Here is a 16,563-nt window from a genome sequence, read left to right on the forward strand (position 1 = left end):
CCGCAATGAACCAGTTTGCCATCCTGTTTGGAGAGCGTTTTACCAACGCACGCGGGTGACTCCGCTAACCGCCTCGCACACAAAAATGCGGACAGGTTCGTGGCAATCAACGAATAATGTTCATGTCGAATGGCATATTCTTTGGGTACATTCCTGCGCAAGTTCGCCGATGCGACAGACATGGCGTAGAGGTCGCAGCCCTGCTTTAAGAAAACGCGGAGCCATCGGTGATGGCTCCGCGAATCATAGTCGCTAGCTGATTATCTTACTGAACAGATATCGCGATTCCGGACTTGAGGCCACCAGTTGTATCGGCTCGGTTGATGTTGATTGTAACGCTCGTATATGAGGAAGATGACGTCGAACCGGCGCCCGCGATATCGACTTGTGCGAGTGCGCTTCGCGTGATTTTCTGCATACTCATTTTTGAACCTATTTAAAGTAAAAGCGTTGATAAAAATTCTCGAACCTGTTGACGAGAATGGGTTTTCCAAGGTCGTTACGTATGGATATCGATGCAACGACACGCGGATGTTTGACGGATAGCGCGGTGACTAGTCGACCAGTCAATCTGGGAGCGTTTAGGGCGCGCTGAATCCTTAAAATTGGTTCACATATTGTTAGTTCGGAAAACGAACCTTAGACCAGTTAATTATAAGCGAAATTGACTGTAGCTACTGCTGTCACCGTACCACCCGTCATTGCTCCAAGTCGGTAGAACTGCGCAACCATCGGGATGGTCATCTCATTCGTCTGATCCACAGCACCGAGCGATTCAGCGCTTCCAAGCGTAATAGGCGATCCAGTCGTGTCGCCAACATTCGATGCCTTTAGCAACTGCACGCCCACCTGCGCCGCTGAACCGGTGTTTTTCAACACGCTGGTCAACGTGTCATTCGTACCATTCACGGTCATTGTCACGTTGGTGTTCGTAGCACAAGCGGCCAACTTCACGTTGAACGGCCGAGGATTTTGAGTGGACCCCACAGCCGCGAAATCGGTCGTCTTCGCCGTGTCGAGCGAGATCGTCTGGTTCGCACTACTCGAATCGACCGTGCAGGTCGGCAGAATGATTGTGCCTGTGAAGTTGAGCGTCGCGTCTACTGCAAACACAGACTTCGCGGCGGCCAATGCTGAGACTACTAGAATGAGCTTAAGTTTGTTCATCTTACATTCCCGAATGTTTATAAACTTGATTGGTGCAAACACGTTTTTTTACGCTTCTATTGGTACAGCACAGTCATCGTCATGGTCGAGTTCGCCGGTCCCGGAGTGAGGGTTCCTGTTCTGTAGTAGCGTGCCGTGAGCGGAATGTTGTAGCTACCGCCTGTGGCGCTATTGAAGTTGCTTAAAGCTTTGTACACGCTAAGCGGAAAGACTGCACCGGTGCTGTCATAGAGCTGAATTCCGACGCCACCGGCGGATGGGCTTCCGCTCAACGCTGCGACGTTGGCAAAGCCGGCCACTGCACCATTCGACGGATCGATTCGGTATTGAATGCTGTTAATTTGCCCAACCGAAAGGCCTGCTACGGGCGCACCACCAGGGCAGTTATTCAAGTCGAGCGTAAACGATGCCGGATTGCTCGACGTTGACCCAACAGTAGGCAAGTCACTTGGGCCGTGTATGCCCATGGGGATCGTCTTGTCTGGTGTCTGACAAGTCAACACGGTCACGACGACAGGCGTAATGTTGAAGTTTATGACCCCCGACGCAGGATTATCTCCGGCAGGCGGAGTAACGGCTCCTTCCCATGAAAAGCCTTGTGCGACCAAACCCGAAAGCGTGCCCGGAGTGATGTCACCGATCTTCACCAAGGCAACGATCAACTGACCGCCATTGTCATTGGTGCCGTTACTGTTCCAGTGAAAGCCCATGCCATTAAATCCGATAGGACCGGCCGTGCGTCCGTGAGCATTCAGATTGCCTCCCATCGCGATTCCCACGCCAGGAAGGGTCGTCTGATAGACAGGGAAGGCGGTGCCGTTATACGAGGCCGTATAGCTCGTCATGGTCGAACTCATGCCTGCGAGTTCGAAGTCTATTCCTGAATATGTAAGGTTAGTCGATGTACATGTGTACATGTTGGTCGTGTTCGGCATCATTGACCAGGATGTCAGCATGGAACCATTGGCCAGGTCGCGAGGAACCGCAACCGTGCCCGGCATCGTGATGGTAAAACTCGTGTAGTTCGAGCGGCATGAGACATCGGCTTTAGCATTGTTAGGGAGCATAGTGACAGCTAACACCGAGCACACCGCGAGCCGCGCGAATGTCAGCACTATCCTCTTAACGTGATTCATGTATAACTCCAAAATGGTTTAGCTCGTGCCTTTTGCATTACTGGCATACGCCGTCCGCGATCTTTAGCAAGATCGGCGTCACCGAGTTTGTCTTTTCTGGCAACTGATAAGGCACGGAGCAGGTTTGATCAGATGCGTCGCCCCACTTGACATTCAATTTGCCGCTATCGAGCTTCAGTCCCACCGCGATAATGCGGCTGCCCTGAGCCACGGTCCCGACGGTGTTTTGCGCGTCGTCCGAAACCGTGGCGCCAAACGGAAGCGGCTTGCCGTTGGCCTGCAAGACGCGCATCACTGCGGACTTGCCCTTGTCCTCGGTTTCCAACTTGAGCTTCACGACGGCGCCTGCCGTCGGCGCTGTTCGCTGAACGGTTGACTTCAGCTCGATATTCAGAGGCAAACCCTTGGGATCGATCTCGACGTCGTTGTTCGAATACGGCTGTATGCCCGACACCACTGCGTGGCCCCAAGGGTCTACGCGAAGGCCCGAACCGTTCGCAAGCTTGGCTCCAGCCGCATCCTTGGCTTCCACCACGGCAACCGTTTCGCCCATGTTCGGCGTGAACGCCACGCCATCGCCCCAGGCCACCACACCGCCTGAAACGCTCGCGCCCACCTGAGAGTATTGACGTCCCGTGCTGGCGTTGGCCGTCAGGAGCGCGAATGGCGACATATAGCCCACATTGGCGCCTGCATTGAACGAACTGCGTGCGTGGCCGCCGTCGTTGAAGTTTCCATTCAGGCCATACGTGATGGCGTTGTCCTCACCCAAGGTGCCGGTGATCGACTGTTGAATACTGGAACTGCTATTGCTCGTGTCATGCTGGAAGTATGTTGACGATTGCGGCGCATGCGAACCCAAACCCAACGGAACCGTGAGATTCAGCATGATTCGGTTGTCCCAGCGGTCCGCATCGACCTGATACTGGCGCACAAGCGACGCGCCATAGGTCAGACGCTTCCAACTGTTGTTATAGCCAATTTGATACTGCGTGTCGTGGCCGGAGCGATTCCAGTAAGAAGTGACCGAACCCATTGCATACACTGACCCAAAACGGCCACTCGATCCGATGCTCTGATTCAGCACGAACTGAACACGCGATTTCTGTAGCGCCGACATAGCCGCTAGCTGACCGTCGTCGTTCAATTGACGCATGGTCATGGCATCAGGCAAGCTGAAGAAACCGCTCGTGGAATAGCGGTACGCCGCGATCGCGATATTCGTGTCGGTTGGTGCAATTAGCTGCGAGTAACTCAGGCGTACGCTCGCCCCGTTACGCGTGCCGAGTCGCTTGAAACTCGCGGTCGCGCTGGTTACGTCCACGCCGAATGCACCAACGCTCGTGTTTAGCGCCGTGCCCACCATGCCGGCGAAATACAGATCCGCAGCGGTGATCCCGCCGTAGAGCGTCAGCAGGTTGCTTATGCCGTGCTGTATCGTGAACTGCGAGACGAAGGGATGAATGTTGAGCGTGGCATCACGATACTCACCGATCGTCGCGCTATAGCGCGTCACTCCCGGACGCAGCGCATTGACGGCTGCGGCGTACGGCACAGTGGAGACATGCTGAGACCCGTCTGCTTCGGTGACGATGACATCGAGATTGCCGCCGTAGCCAGTCGGATACAGGTCGTCGATCTCGAAAGCACCGGGTGCGACGGTCGTTTCGTAAATGATGTTGCCGTTCTGCCGGATCTGAACCTTGGCGTTGCTATTCGCTATGCCGTGGATGACCGGCGCATAGCCACGCTGCGATTCCGGATACATCCGGTCATCGGTGCCCAGTGTGACGCCTCGAACGCCATAACTGTCGAACAGAGCACCGTCGGTGAAGGTGTCACCGGCGGTCAACTGGCTCTTGATTCCCTTGAACCCGCGCTGAACATAGGTCTGCACGCTTTGGAAATGCGAACCACCGTTACTGGTGTTCGTCAGGTTGCCCTGATAGCGAAAGCGCCAGGCGCCCGCGTTGACCCCGCCGATCAGTCCGAGATACTGGGAGTCGTTATTGAATTGGGGCGACGAACTGTGATAAGCGTTGGCGTTGTATTGCAGCATGGCCGCAGGCACGCCGTCCTCCCAGTACTTCGGATCGACATAGCCTCGGGCACGGCTATTCATCACGATCTGGGGGATTGAGACGTCCAGCCGTTGCTCGCCACTGTCAAACGACGCGACCGCGCTCGGAATCAGATCTGGCAAAGTCAGGCAGACCTTATCTGCTGTTTCGAGCTTGGCGGTCGACTCTGCCGAGAGCTTTCTCGGGTCGACGCCAAGCCGTTCGAGCAGATCGGCATTCATGCAAGGGACCACCTCGTGAGAGTCCCCTCCCAGCTCTCGAACCTCGATATTCAGCTTTCCTTTCCAGGCGTCGTTGACATATATGTCGGACCGATACGTGCCCGGAAGCACTTCTTGGCCCTTATTGAATCGAGATACATCTAACTTCTCGGAATCGCTGGAATCGAGGAATTGCTCGTTAAACTCGACGGCGGCATAGTGTTGCGGTGCATCCGCCCAGGCACGGCAACTGGTACCCACTGCCGCGATAGCTTGAATGACCAGAATACTTACCGGTTTCAGGTGCGTGCCTGCCAACTTAATGCTGCGGTATTTCATGTTCCCTGACGCATACGAAAATTACGGGCGTGCATAGCCATGCAGCCATTAAAGGCGTGCATGCCAGCCTGCGCGTCTTTTGGAGGAAATCCGGCGCGTTTGCAAACTCGTGGTTAGTTGGCCACGCGGTCGAACCGGGGTTGTCTCTTAGTCAGGGAGCCAGACTCGCTTCGCCAGACTGGGGGCCGCCGTAGTCGTTAATGGCCGTGTATTTGACCTTTCCGCCCGATGAAGGCACTTCACCCTTGAGCGGAAACGATTTTGATTCTCCCGGCCCGACCATTCCACCTTGATCGAATGCCGCGGTATGCCCGTCCCCCGTAAGTTCGATGCGGTCGAAAGAAACGTGATACTGAGAGCTATTGGACGCTTCGATCGCATTCGTCGAGCCATCACGCTTGATGTGCCACACGACAGCGCCGGGCGCGTCCGATGCTTGTCCTTTCAGTCCAGTCGGCCGGAAGAAGAACTTGATGCGTGTACGGAACGCCAATTGCAGCTGGTTGGCGGAAGCGTCATCGCCGGATGGCTTTGGCGGGACTTCCAGCACGTTCAGGTAGAGAATTGATTCCTTGTCGGCAGGCAGCGCCTCGCCGGTCGACATGATGCGCAACGTCTGAGACTTGCCCGGATCGATGCGCATGATGGGAGGTGTGATCGTGAACGGGACGTCGATGCTGTCCGGCTTGGCGTCCGGGTCGCCCTTATCGAGCCACACCTTGGTCAGCCCCGGGAGCTTTCCATTGTTCGTGAGCTTCACGGTGACTTCGGAATCGCTCTGGTTATAGACGACGCGCGTGCCGGCAATCACCACGGAGGCGTACGCTTGTGGCGCCGCCGTGAGATGCCCAATGCACAGCGCTGTAATTGTGAGTAGCCTGCTTGCCAGTCTCATGGGAACTAAAATCTCAACCAAATGCTTTGACCCAACGCGAGGGTGGGCTCGCGCCCACCCTCGCATGACCTCTTACTTATGCGAACTCAACCGCTGCCAAAAGCTCGGCTTATTGGTAGTCGATGCTATACACGACTGACGAGTTTGCCGCGCCAGCGGACGTTGCGCCGGTTGCGTAGTACTGGACTTGATAGTTCAGCAAAGCCGAGCCTGAGGAGATGTTGGCCGCGATGGAGTTCTGCAAATCGCGCGAAAAACCTGCCTTGATAGGCGAGGAGTCAGAGTTCAACAGTTGCAGCTTGACGTTTCCGGCGCCGCCGCTTGCGACCATCAGACGACCATCGCTCGGGTCGACGGTTGAGCCCGCTTCATAGAACACCGCCGCCTTGCTGCTGGCGGTAACCGGCGAGCAGGCCGTCAGTGCTATGTGGTAGGACGTCGTGCCGGCTGTCTGGCCTGAAGCCGTGAGTTGGCTGGTCATAACGTTAGGCAAGTTGACGGTGAAGTCTTTAGACGACGTGTCGTTGCCGTTGATGGTACAAGTAGAGGCAGTCAATGCGCCGTTGAACGTGATGGTTCCGTCCGAGGCGAATGCGCTGGCGGCAGTCAAGCCAAGCAAGCCAGCAACGAGGGCCGAGATAGCAAAAGTCTTCATACGAGATTCCAGACAGTTAGATTTGCGAATGTGTTTTAAGTTGAATCGCCGCTAAGTATGTGAAGCGTCGAGCTTGGATTGGCGCCGAAAGGGTGCGCGTCAGTCCAGACAGTCAGCTTCATCAGACGACAGAGTCAGTGCGACTAAAGTCATCCGAGTCGCTCTCTACAAAGCGTGTTTGAATGATCCGGTATCCTTATCTAAGCTTCAACGAGATTGGTCTTATATTTTCATTGGCATTGTTGCTTATGTTTAGGAAATCGAATCTTTGATTGAAAAGTGCCAATGTAAGTGTGAAGGAAATTGCTTTAGGGCAGTGGGTGAGCCGGCTAACTTGCTGCGCCTCGGGCGTCGTATGCTTCCTTGCGCCTGCCTTAGTATTTCGATGTAAGAAGGGTTTGATCCGGCGATGCAGAACCAAAATGTGCTCTTGGATTTCCGTCTCCGCCGGATTGGTGAGGCACCCGGAAAGCGGCGCGAACACTAGCCGACGTTGTCAGTGCGCAAGCAGCACAGATGAGTGCGTGACGCCAGGCAGCTTGTCAAAGTGGAACTGCTTCCAACCACGCTTCAGTCGTGGCGGTTGCATGCGAAGTGCGTTCGGGGAAGTGGCTTGTAGTACCTCTGTCATGTTGCGCAGGGTACCTCGACCGGTGAACAAGACAAAAGTCACCTGGATGGCGAAAGTCGAAAGCCAAGAGCCGAAAACCTTGCATCTTAGACAGACGCGCCTTGCGGAAAGGTTGGTTTTTTGTTGGCGCCAAGGAAGACCATCAGGTCGAGCGGACGCTTGAGGTAGGGAAAGACCCGAAGGACAATGTTGGCAAGACGAAGTCTTGATCGACGCGCCTAAACGACCCATGCGTACGAAAGCATCGGCACAACATATCGTGCCCACGCGATCTTCGGCTTTTATATGCCGCGCCGAAGCACGAGCGCATCAAGCCCCAGGTAGACTAAGCGGTATTAGATAGCAGCAGCCGAGCAGCGCAAAACCAATGCGCGTCGCCGTGCCTAAACAGAAGGTCAAATATGACGCGCCGCAGCAAACCCGAAAGCTGCTGCGGCGCGTTCGCCTTACACAGGCTTGATGTTCGAAGCTTGCTTGCCCTTCGGGCCCATCTTTTCTTCGTAGCTCACTTTCTGGCCTTCCGCCAGGCTCTTGAAGCCGTCAGCGCGGATTTCCGAGAAATGTGCAAACAGGTCCTCGCCACCGCCATCAGGCGTGATGAAACCAAAACCCTTTGCATCGTTGAACCACTTGACCGTACCGGTTGCCATATCTTCTTCCTGAATTTTGCCGCGTAGCGGCGGTTTCCTATCGCGATTGCGCTAAGGCGCCTATAGTGAACTGCCTACGTCTGAAAGGCAACTGGTGTTGTGCGCAAAATTACTTCTGCGTCAAACTCCGGTTCGCGAAACGCCGGATTTCCTGCCTTTCGGGCACACAACGTCCATTTCAACCTTAATATACCGATGGCAAGCCGTCCGGCCGATGCTTGAAGCGCCTGTGCACCCAATAATACTGCTCGGGCATCAGGCGAATCTGTTCTTCCAGAAATGCATTCATGCGGGTCGCATCGACCGTGTCGCTGGCGGACGGAAAATCGATCAAGGGTTTAAAGACCTTAAGCCGGTATCCTCGATAATCGGGCAACACCTCCGTGACGAACGGTACCACACGCGCATGTCCCAGCTTTGCAAGCCGAGAGACGGCAGTCAACGTGCAGGCCGGCACGCCGAAAAACGGCACGAAAACCGAATTGTCGATGCCGTGATCCATATCGGCCGCCAGCATCACCGGCGTGCCCGAGCGAAGCAGCGCGACCACCTTTCTGGCGCTCGTCGACCGCTCGATTAGCTCGGCGCCGAACCTGCCGCGCTGCCGTTTGGCAAGCGAGCACAGGCGCTTGTTCGACATGCGGGTGTAGAGCGCAGCCACTGGCGAAGTCGTCGAATGGACCAGACAGCCGACCTCGATGGCAACGAAGTGAAAGCCCATGAAAATGGTTGGCGGGGCGTTTTTATCATCGAGATCGATTTCGCTGTCTATCTGCACTATCGAACGTATCGACTTCGCGCTGCCGTACCACTGAATACCGCGCTCGAGATAGCTGCGGATTACATGACGAAAGTGCTTTTTGGCAAGCTCTTGATAGTGCGCTTCGGAATTGCCGGGAAAGCAAAGGCGCAGATTGACGAGAACGATGTGCTTGCGACGGCTCGGGATCTCGTACAGCAGCGCGCCAAGTATGCTGCCAATTCTGGCAACCCATCGATATGGAAGCATCGAGAGAGCACGGAGCAGTAGCGCGACAGGCGTGAAGCCGGGGTTCTCCGGTATCTGTTCTCGTGGATGAGGGAGGGAATCGGCTTTCATGGGCAGGTACCACTCGGTAGTAAACACCGTTTGCTCCGTAGACCGGCCTGAACCAGCTATTTACACATACGTAGTAGGCATTTAGTCTTGTTGAGCCGGAAAACAGCCGGTTAGATATTTCACGCTGATGGTGGTCGGCGGCCTGGACGCGCCGGCCAAGGTGGCAAAGACTATTTTCGCGAATCGATCGCCGATGCGATCGTGACGCACGCAAGACATTAGTCGCAGAGAATGGCGACTCTGGGCGGATCAGAAGCGGGCAAGGCTTGCGTTCAAACGCGCCTGCAACCAAGGAGACCGTGCAACCCGTCGCTGCACTTACACGAAGTTAGAACTAACGAAGCGAGTATTGAAAAGGATCGTCAGATCAATAATGCGCTAATTACTCATAAAGCGAGTCGTGCGAAAAGGGCGCTTTCTCGTTGAAGGGAGCATGGATTGTCCAAGCCCATTGGACGATACGGGCACGATCATAGGAGGGAGCAACTCACAAGCGGCGAATGGTGCGTGCCGCGTGGCTTGCTTCAGGAGGCATGCTGTGAAGCTTAACACGCATGCGGCTGTAAATCGGTAAAACTTAAAGCAAGTGGAACGATATTTACCGGGCGCTATGCAACTAAATCCTGCGCCGACTAGCGCGTGCGTCATCCTGTGTGCAGAGACTAAATAATTTAGTACGGTCGAGCCTTTATCGGCCGTTGTGGCAGACGTTGACCCGTGACCAAATTCGAATATGCGAACTGATACATCCATGATTCGAATCGACCGCGCCATCGGCAAAGCATTCAGAGATATTCGGATACCGAAACATAACGATTAACTTCAAGAAGTCGAGTCATCTCTTCGGCAAAAATAGGCATGGACTTTTCGCCGTGGCGTGCGTCGAATGATTAGCGACTCAATTCATCGCTGGGCGCATCACACCGACAACGCACATCAGCATGAAGTCGTTGAGATCACGATCATCGTGGTTTGCCTGCCCGTCGCCTCTGGAACACCGGGCGGCGTCTTCCCTATAATCGCCCGATGGAAACTCAACTCGACAAACGCTTCGGCTTTCTGGTCGCCGATGTGGACCGCCTGTGCGGCAACCGCTTCGACGAGCTTGCCAAGTCATCGCTGAATCTGACCCGCGCGCAATGCCGCGTGCTTGCCTATCTGTCGCATTACGGCGAGGTGAATCAGGCGCGGCTCGCCGGGCTGCTCGAAGTCGCGCCGATCTCCGCCGGGCGGCTGCTGGATCGCATGGAGGAGGGCGGCTGGATCGAACGGCGGCTCAATCCCGACGACCGCCGCGAGCGGCAAGTGAGCATGACCGCGAAAGCCGAGAAGGCGCTCGACCGGGCGCGGCGCGTCGGCGACGAAATCACTTCCGAGGCGCTCGCGGGCCTGAGCCGCCAGGAAAGCGAGCAGTTGATCGGGCTCCTGCAGCGGGTGCGGGCGAACCTCAGCCGGATCGTCGACAGATAAGGTTTGGATCGGTTCTTGCTGTCGCGACAGGCGCTTCATTCACTTCCTGGGGAGAAGACACCATGCTGAATCTACGCACCGCACCGCTCGCCGTCATCGCGCTGTCCGTCGCGGCGCTCGTCACGCTGCCCGCGACGCCCGCACACGCGCAAGACGCCGGCGCGTCCACGCCCAAGCAGGTCAAGAAAGCGCAGCGCAAGGAAGCGCGCGCAAAGAAAAACGCCGAACTCGGCGAGCTCGAAAAGAACGGCTATAACCCCGGCGGCGAGCAGAACGACTATCCGCAGAATCTGCAGAACGCGCAGGCCAAGGTCAACGCAAAGAAGGCCGGACAACCGGCGCCCGCTTCGACGCCGTGAACCGGACGCTCAGTCACGTGAAGCTTCAGTCCAGCTGATACGACAACGAAGCGTTCACACGCGGACTGCGCGATGCGCTCTCGACGGGCGCATCGCCCGTTGCCTTGGCGACGGACAGATCGATGCTGTAGTGCTTCGAATCCGACACTCGAAAACCTATCCCGAACGACGACAAACGCCGCGGACTCGCCGTGCCGCCTTGGAGAAAAACGCGCGCGGCATCGACCATGACGTAGGGCGTGAAGGTCTTCAGATACGTCATGCCGATATCGAGCGGCCGGTTCATTTCGAATGACGCGCCGAAGCCCGAATCGCCCGACACTTCGCCCGGCTGATAGCCCAGCGCGAAACGCTGCGCGCCGAACGAAACCTGCTCGGATGTCGGCAGGGAGTCGGGCGAATACTGCCCTGTCAGCGAAAGCGCCGTGCCGATTTTCATCGGCCATTCGTTGCTCTGCGTGTAGCTCGCGCCGGTCCGCACGAAGGTGAGCGAGACGGGATTGACGGGCGCGTAGCCGGCAATGTTGGTGTCCGCGCTCTTCGAGGCGCCGAGCACGTCGAACGCCTTCGCCACGTTCACGCTCGCGCGCCGCACGACGCCTGTCGCAATGCCGGTGTAATCGAGCTGCAATTGCGCGACGCGAATCTGCGAGCGCTGCGACAACTGCGGATTGCCCGCGACGATGGTGTTCTTCAGCCGGTCTTCATCGTGCGATGCATAGACGCTTCCCGTGCCGACGAGACTGCGCGCGTTACTCAGCAGGAACGGATAGACGGCGGAAAACGCGAGTTTGTCGTTCACGACGGTGCGCTCGATATAAGACGGCAGCCCCGGATTGTCGACCGGATGCCCGTGATAATGCGATGCATCGACTTTCGCGGTGAAGCCATCCGTGCCGATAGGCAGCGAGCCGTTGAGCGCGTAATAGGTTTGATCGTCGCGTCCCTTGGGCAACAGTGCGGACGCCGACAGCGATTCGCCGAAGCCGAGCATGCCGTTCTCGGTCGCGCTCAGAATGCCCTGCACGCCCGGATGATTGAAGTCGATGCCCGTGCTCACGTTGAAAGGCTTGCGCTCGACATCGAGTTCGAGCGTGGCGGCGCCGTCCGTATTCTGCGGCGGTGCGACGGTCGCGCGCGTCTTCACGCCCGGAATCATGCCGAGCACGTTGATATAACGCTCGAAATTCGCTTGCGTGAGCGGCCGGTCCTGACGCATGCGGTCGGCCACCGCGCGAATGCGCTTCTCGGCCGCGCCCGCGTTGCCCTTCACGACGACCTGCGCGATATACCCTTCGACCACCGTTATCCGCACGACGCCTTCCCGAAACGTTTGCGCCGGAATGAAGGCGAACGAGAGCGCATAGCCGCGCTCCTTGTAAAGCGCGGTGATGCCGTTGGCGGTTTCGATCAGCTTGCCGATGGTCACGTCCGTGCCGACGAGCGGCGCGAAGCGTTGCGCGACATCGTCGAAGGGCAGAGCCTTGACGCCCTCGATTTCGAATTTGCGCGGCGTGAGATGCTGCGCGAGGAGCGCGTCGAGCGCGGGAGCGGGAGGCTGCACGTTCACCGATACCGCCGGCTTGGGCGGCGTGTTCACTTGCGGCAGGGCATCGAGCGGATTGCCGCCGATGCTCGCGCGCGGTGCCGCCGGAACAGTTTGAGCGAGCGCGAGTTGCGCCGTGAATGGGGCGCCGATTGCGGCGAGCAAGAGCACCCGTTTCCAGTCGCGGATCTCCACGATGAATCCTCGAAGGTTGTCGCGAGAACGTCGTGCGGTGCGTGCTTCTTCTAACATCCTGCACGGGCAGCGCCGCGTTCTTCGTCGTGTGTTGTCGTTTGGTGATGCGATTCGTGGCTTCGATCGGACGCGTGTTGTGTTGCTGGCATGCGCGTCGACATTCGCCTGGCGTCACGCCGTTTCCGAACCGCGATACGCCGCGATCCGGAAACGGTGACGCCTGGCTTCATGCGTTAGCGTCGCGGTCCTCCGAGCACGCCGCCGACGATCGAACCCACCGCGCCGAGCAAGCCCGTGCCAGAGCCGTTTGCGGTGCTGGCGGTGCTACCCGTGCCGCCTGTCGTCGTCGCGATACCTACGCCCGTACCGGCGCCTGCGCTGGTCGTGCCGTGCGTCGTGGCGACCGTCACGCCGACCGCGCCCGTGATCGTGGTCACCGTGCCGAGCACGCCGCCGCCCGAACCGGACGAGCCGGTCGTGCCGCCCGGCGCACCAGTGACCGCGCCAACGATGCCTGTCACCGGAGCAAGCACGCCACCGGCCGATCCCGTGGCGCCTGTAAGCGCGCCGGTCACGCCGCCGACCGCGCCCGTGACCGGAGCAAGCACGCCCGCACCGGCGCCCGTACCGCTCGTCGCGCCTGTCAACGCACCCGTTACGCCGCTGACCACGCTCGTGACCGGCGCGAGCACGCTCGTACCGCTGCCGGTTGCGCCCGTCAACGCACCCGTGACGCCGCCGACAAGCCCCGTGACCGGTGCGAGCAAGCCCGCCGTCGAGCCCGTGCCGCCGCCCGTCGCGCTCGTAAGCGCGCTCGTCACGCCGCCGACGAGACCGGTGACCGGCGCAAGCAAGCCTGCCGTCGTTCCAGTGCCGCCCGTTGCGCCCGTCAGTGCGCCCGTGACGCCGCCGACCAGACCCGTGACCGGCGCAAGTACGCCCGAGCCTGCGCCGGTAGCGCCGCCGAGAATGCCGGTGATCGGTGCGAGCGGATTGGACGCCGGCGTGCCGCTGACGAGGCCGCCCGCGGATGCCACCGTCGTTCCCGTGGTCGACACCAGATTGCCCACGCCCGCCGTGACCGGATTGGCGCCCGTGCCTGCGATGCCCTGACCCGCCTGACCGAGCGCGCCGCCGAGCGTTGTGAGGAGGTTGTTGACCGGCGTGCCGAGGCCCGTTGCCGCGCCGACGGTCTGCGTCGTCGAACTGACGACAGACGTGATCGGCGTGATGGCCTGGCTGACTTGCTGCGTGAGTTGCTGAACCGGTGCGCCGGTCAGCGTCTGATCGAGGACGCCGCCCGTCTGCGTCACCGCGTTACCCACGATTCCGACGATGCTCCCGACCGGCGTCGTAACAGGTGCGAGCGGCGAAAGCGTACTGGTGCCGAGGCTCGATACGAGCGTCCCGGCGCTGCTGACCGTATCGCCGGTTTTTTCGACGACACCGCCAAGACTCGCCACCGTCGTGCCGACCGGATTCGTGCTCGAGCCGATGGTTCCGAGCCCGGCCGACACGCCATCGCCGAGCGTCGTGACAGCCGCGCCTGCGTTCGTGACGACATCGCCCGTGGCTTTCGTGGTGCCCGCGCTGACGAGCGGTGTGGTCGTCGCGCCGATTGCCGACCCGATTCCCGATACCGTCGCGCCAAGCGCGGACACCACGTTGCCTGTTTTGCCTACGACGGCCGCGACAGGCTGAGGCGTCGTGCTGCCCGTGGTGCCACCGCCGGTTCCCCCACCGCCAGTGCCCCCGCCGCCCGTGCTGCCACCGCCGGTGCTGCCACCAGCCGTGCTGCCACCACCCGTGCTACCGCCTCCGGTGCTGCCACCGCCCGTACCGCCGCCCCCGGTGCTACCACTACCCGTGCTACCGCCTCCGGTGCCGCCGCCGCTTGTGCCGCCCGTGCTGCCACCGGAGCCCCCGCTGGTCCCCCCGCCACTACCGCTGCCACTACCACTACCCCCGCCGCTACCCGTTCCGGTACCGCCGCTGCTGCCCGAGCCCGTGCCGCTGTCGCCGGTCGTGATCGTTCCAGAGCCGCTACCGCTCGCGCCTGCCGACTTGCTCATCGTTCCCGAGCCGCCACACGCCGCCAGCGTGAGTACGCTCGCGACCGCCGCCGCGACGATAGACTTGCGCAAGAATTCCTGTCCGACGTTCCTCGTATTCATGATGGCCCTCGTTACTTTGTTTTGGTTGAACCGCGGGCCAGTAACTGCGAAAGGTGTGCCAACGTACGGACGACGGGGCTCGCAGGCGTTCCTCGCCCTGCGAGAAGCGCTCGCGAAAGAAGAACTTCCAAATGAATTCGGGGTTCGGCGGGAGATTGCGGCCGCCTCTCACCGCGTATCGGCAAACGGCAATTCGGACGTTCGTAACGTAACGAACATCGAGCCGCGTTACGACGCGACGCGTTACGCGGGCCCGCCATAAAGAGCCAGTCAATGAAAAGAGCGGGGCAGGAAATCAATACGAGTCGCTGCATTCGCATCAAGTTGATTTTACTGATATGCCAGAGTTTATTTACCCGATGCAACTATTGATGCACTGCACGATACAAAATGTTCTGACGTAATTGATTTTGAGATGTGCATGCGATATAAATTCGCCAACGCAGTCCTCTTCTTTCGGCAAACGTTGTGGGAGGGTAGCGATCAACAAGAAAAACCAAAAATATCGAGAGAGTTGGAGCGCCGCTCCGATGCATGGGCCCGGGGTCACGACATCGCGTTCGCGTGGTGGTCTGCCGCCTGGAGCCTCGCACGAAGAGGCGAATCCGCGGCCAGGCAGTACACCATCCGAGGGCAACAAGAATGACATCTACCTTGCTTCAATTCATCCGCGACCGGCGTGGGATCACCGCCATCGAATATGGGCTGATTGCCGGCGTGCTTGCGCTCGGCATCATGACGGCCGTGGGCGGCGTCTCCACTCAGCTCACGTCCACTTTCAACGCGATAAAGGCGGAGCTCGCTAAAACGTCGAGCTAATCCCATCTTTATTCGCTGACGAGATGCCGATTCGCGCGCCGGAGCAATCCGGCGCGCGGACCGAATACATCTTTCGAGTTTCGATTAAACCTCCGTATTACCACGGAGGGCGCTGTCTTATTGCCTGCCGATTTACGCTGCCATGATTTATTTTGAATCCGCGATATTTATCGGCTGGGCGCTGGCGGTCGTCTTATTCGACTGGCAGCGCAGGTCCATTCCGAATTCACTGGTCGCGGCCGGAGGCGTGTTCGCGCTTGCGTTCGCCGCGCTCGGCATTTCGCCTTTTCAGACGGCGATCGGCTTCGCATTGCTCGGCGCGTTGGCGGGTTTCGCCGCGCTCTTGCCGTTTTACCTGCTCGGCATGATGGGCGCCGCCGACGTCAAGGCGTTCGCCGTGCTCGGCGCGTGGTGCGGCCCGCGCGAACTCGTCGGCGTCTGGGTCGCGGCGAGCCTTGCGGCCGCGGTGCATGCGCTCGTGTTGCTCGCGCGCCGTGAGGACCGCGTGGTGCTGTCGCTGCGCAGTCTTGCCGCGCATGCGAGCGTGGCCGAACGCAGGCGCAACAGCACACCCTACGGCGCATTGCTCGCGGCGGCTGGGATCGGTCAGCTGGCGCTGCATCTGCTGAACGCAACGGGGCGGCCAACATGAAGTCCGCGCCATCACTTCAACGGCAACGCCCACGACGAAACCAGCGCGGCAACGTGGCGGTCGAGTTCGCCATCGTGTTTCCGCTGTTCTTCCTGATCTTCTACGCCATCGTCACCTACAGCCTCGTGTTCGTCGCGCAGCAGTCGCTGACGCTCGCAGCGGAAGAGGGCGCACGCGCCGCGCTGCGCTATCAGGCCAACGCGACGAGCATCGACGACGCCCTCGCGCGCCGTGGTAGTGCCGCCTGCCAGACCGCGCAAGGCTTGTCGAACTGGCTTGCGGGACTCGCGCAATGCACCGCCACGCCCGCGCCGTGTACCTACGACGGGACCCTGCGCTGCATCCAGGTGACGCTCGCTTATGCCTATGCGCAAAAGCCGCTGGTGCCGACGCTGCCGTTGATCGGCCTCGCGCTGCCCGATTCGCTGGTGGCGCGCGCGATGGTCCAGCTCAATCCGGACAATGTGTTATGAGCGTCCGCCCGAACTTTCACGA

The 16,563-nt window shown here is 59.2% G+C and carries 14 protein-coding genes; 5 read left to right on the forward strand and 9 right to left on the reverse strand.

Annotated elements, in window-relative coordinates:
- Window positions 1-648: 648 nt before the first annotated feature.
- From QCE79_RS19795 to QCE79_RS19825, 7 genes are all read right to left on the reverse strand, one after another.
- Entirely contained in the window at window positions 649-1,167 is a 519-nt protein-coding gene (locus QCE79_RS19795) for a fimbrial protein (protein WP_250527647.1), read from the reverse strand.
- Window positions 1,168-1,223: 56 nt separating this feature from the next.
- Window positions 1,224-2,303, reverse strand: a complete 1,080-nt coding sequence (locus tag QCE79_RS19800; RefSeq protein ID WP_309847183.1) for a fimbrial protein — start codon at window positions 2,301-2,303, stop codon at window positions 1,224-1,226.
- A gap of 37 nt (window positions 2,304-2,340) precedes the next feature.
- Window positions 2,341-4,923, reverse strand: coding sequence for a fimbria/pilus outer membrane usher protein (locus tag QCE79_RS19805; protein ID WP_309847185.1), 2,583 nt, complete (start codon window positions 4,921-4,923; stop codon window positions 2,341-2,343).
- Between the two features lie 151 nt (window positions 4,924-5,074).
- Window positions 5,075-5,818: a fimbria/pilus periplasmic chaperone gene (locus tag QCE79_RS19810; RefSeq protein WP_250469318.1), complete on the reverse strand. Its 744-nt coding sequence runs from the start codon at window positions 5,816-5,818 to the stop codon at window positions 5,075-5,077.
- 109 nt (window positions 5,819-5,927) lie between these two features.
- Window positions 5,928-6,473, reverse strand: coding sequence for a fimbrial protein (locus tag QCE79_RS19815; protein ID WP_309847189.1), 546 nt, complete (start codon window positions 6,471-6,473; stop codon window positions 5,928-5,930).
- A 1,077-nt stretch (window positions 6,474-7,550) separates the two neighbouring features.
- A complete protein-coding gene (locus QCE79_RS19820; RefSeq protein WP_244830836.1) occupies window positions 7,551-7,754 on the reverse strand; it encodes a cold-shock protein in 204 nt (67 codons plus the stop codon).
- A gap of 184 nt (window positions 7,755-7,938) precedes the next feature.
- Complete coding sequence (locus QCE79_RS19825) at window positions 7,939-8,853, reverse strand: lipid A biosynthesis lauroyl acyltransferase (protein WP_309936264.1); 915 nt, start codon at window positions 8,851-8,853, stop codon at window positions 7,939-7,941.
- Between the two features lie 1,026 nt (window positions 8,854-9,879).
- Between QCE79_RS19825 and QCE79_RS19830 the strand changes: the two genes are divergently transcribed.
- Window positions 9,880-10,323 (forward strand): MarR family winged helix-turn-helix transcriptional regulator, encoded by a 444-nt coding sequence (locus tag QCE79_RS19830; protein ID WP_244830835.1) that lies wholly within the window; start codon window positions 9,880-9,882, stop codon window positions 10,321-10,323.
- Window positions 10,324-10,385: 62 nt separating this feature from the next.
- Window positions 10,386-10,682 carry a DUF4148 domain-containing protein gene (locus QCE79_RS19835; RefSeq protein ID WP_244830834.1) on the forward strand — a complete coding sequence of 99 codons (297 nt, stop codon included), beginning with the start codon at window positions 10,386-10,388 and terminating at the stop codon, window positions 10,680-10,682.
- A 25-nt stretch (window positions 10,683-10,707) separates the two neighbouring features.
- Here the strand turns inward: QCE79_RS19835 and QCE79_RS19840 are convergent, their stop codons facing one another.
- Together QCE79_RS19840 and QCE79_RS19845 are read right to left on the reverse strand one after the other, a co-directional pair.
- Window positions 10,708-12,423 carry a POTRA domain-containing protein gene (locus tag QCE79_RS19840; protein ID WP_309847195.1) on the reverse strand — a complete coding sequence of 572 codons (1,716 nt, stop codon included), beginning with the start codon at window positions 12,421-12,423 and terminating at the stop codon, window positions 10,708-10,710.
- A 233-nt stretch (window positions 12,424-12,656) separates the two neighbouring features.
- Complete coding sequence (locus tag QCE79_RS19845) at window positions 12,657-14,597, reverse strand: collagen-like triple helix repeat-containing protein (RefSeq protein ID WP_309847197.1); 1,941 nt, start codon at window positions 14,595-14,597, stop codon at window positions 12,657-12,659.
- 642 nt (window positions 14,598-15,239) lie between these two features.
- On the opposite strand from QCE79_RS19845, the gene QCE79_RS19850 reads away from it, so the two are divergent.
- The 3 genes from QCE79_RS19850 to QCE79_RS19860 all read left to right on the forward strand — a co-directional run bounded on the left by QCE79_RS19850 (window position 15,240) and on the right by QCE79_RS19860 (window position 16,541).
- Complete coding sequence (locus QCE79_RS19850; protein WP_244830831.1) at window positions 15,240-15,416, forward strand: Flp family type IVb pilin; 177 nt, start codon at window positions 15,240-15,242, stop codon at window positions 15,414-15,416.
- Between the two features lie 142 nt (window positions 15,417-15,558).
- Window positions 15,559-16,068, forward strand: a complete 510-nt coding sequence (locus QCE79_RS19855) for an A24 family peptidase (protein WP_309847200.1) — start codon at window positions 15,559-15,561, stop codon at window positions 16,066-16,068.
- A complete protein-coding gene (locus tag QCE79_RS19860; RefSeq protein WP_309847202.1) occupies window positions 16,065-16,541 on the forward strand; it encodes a pilus assembly protein in 477 nt (158 codons plus the stop codon). The genes QCE79_RS19855 and QCE79_RS19860 overlap by 4 nt, the downstream gene beginning before the upstream one ends.
- Window positions 16,542-16,563 lie beyond the last annotated feature (22 nt).

Source organism: Caballeronia sp. LZ003 (assembly GCF_031451465.1).
GTDB lineage: Bacteria > Pseudomonadota > Gammaproteobacteria > Burkholderiales > Burkholderiaceae > Caballeronia.

Bases quoted from the DNA above. Each gene is read 5' to 3' on its own strand.
- QCE79_RS19795 (WP_250527647.1), bottom strand. From the start codon at position 1,167: ATGAACAAACTTAAGCTCATTCTAGTAGTCTCAGCATTGGCCGCCGCG.
- QCE79_RS19800 (WP_309847183.1), bottom strand. From the start codon at position 2,303: ATGAATCACGTTAAGAGGATAGTGCTGACATTCGCGCGGCTCGCGGTG.
- QCE79_RS19805 (WP_309847185.1), bottom strand. From the start codon at position 4,923: ATGAAATACCGCAGCATTAAGTTGGCAGGCACGCACCTGAAACCGGTA.
- QCE79_RS19810 (WP_250469318.1), bottom strand. From the start codon at position 5,818: ATGAGACTGGCAAGCAGGCTACTCACAATTACAGCGCTGTGCATTGGG.
- QCE79_RS19815 (WP_309847189.1), bottom strand. From the start codon at position 6,473: ATGAAGACTTTTGCTATCTCGGCCCTCGTTGCTGGCTTGCTTGGCTTG.
- QCE79_RS19820 (WP_244830836.1), bottom strand. From the start codon at position 7,754: ATGGCAACCGGTACGGTCAAGTGGTTCAACGATGCAAAGGGTTTTGGT.
- QCE79_RS19825 (WP_309936264.1), bottom strand. From the start codon at position 8,853: ATGAAAGCCGATTCCCTCCCTCATCCACGAGAACAGATACCGGAGAAC.
- QCE79_RS19830 (WP_244830835.1), top strand. From the start codon at position 9,880: ATGGAAACTCAACTCGACAAACGCTTCGGCTTTCTGGTCGCCGATGTG.
- QCE79_RS19835 (WP_244830834.1), top strand. From the start codon at position 10,386: ATGCTGAATCTACGCACCGCACCGCTCGCCGTCATCGCGCTGTCCGTC.
- QCE79_RS19845 (WP_309847197.1), bottom strand. From the start codon at position 14,597: ATGAATACGAGGAACGTCGGACAGGAATTCTTGCGCAAGTCTATCGTC.
- QCE79_RS19850 (WP_244830831.1), top strand. From the start codon at position 15,240: ATGACATCTACCTTGCTTCAATTCATCCGCGACCGGCGTGGGATCACC.
- QCE79_RS19855 (WP_309847200.1), top strand. From the start codon at position 15,559: ATGATTTATTTTGAATCCGCGATATTTATCGGCTGGGCGCTGGCGGTC.
- QCE79_RS19860 (WP_309847202.1), top strand. From the start codon at position 16,065: ATGAAGTCCGCGCCATCACTTCAACGGCAACGCCCACGACGAAACCAG.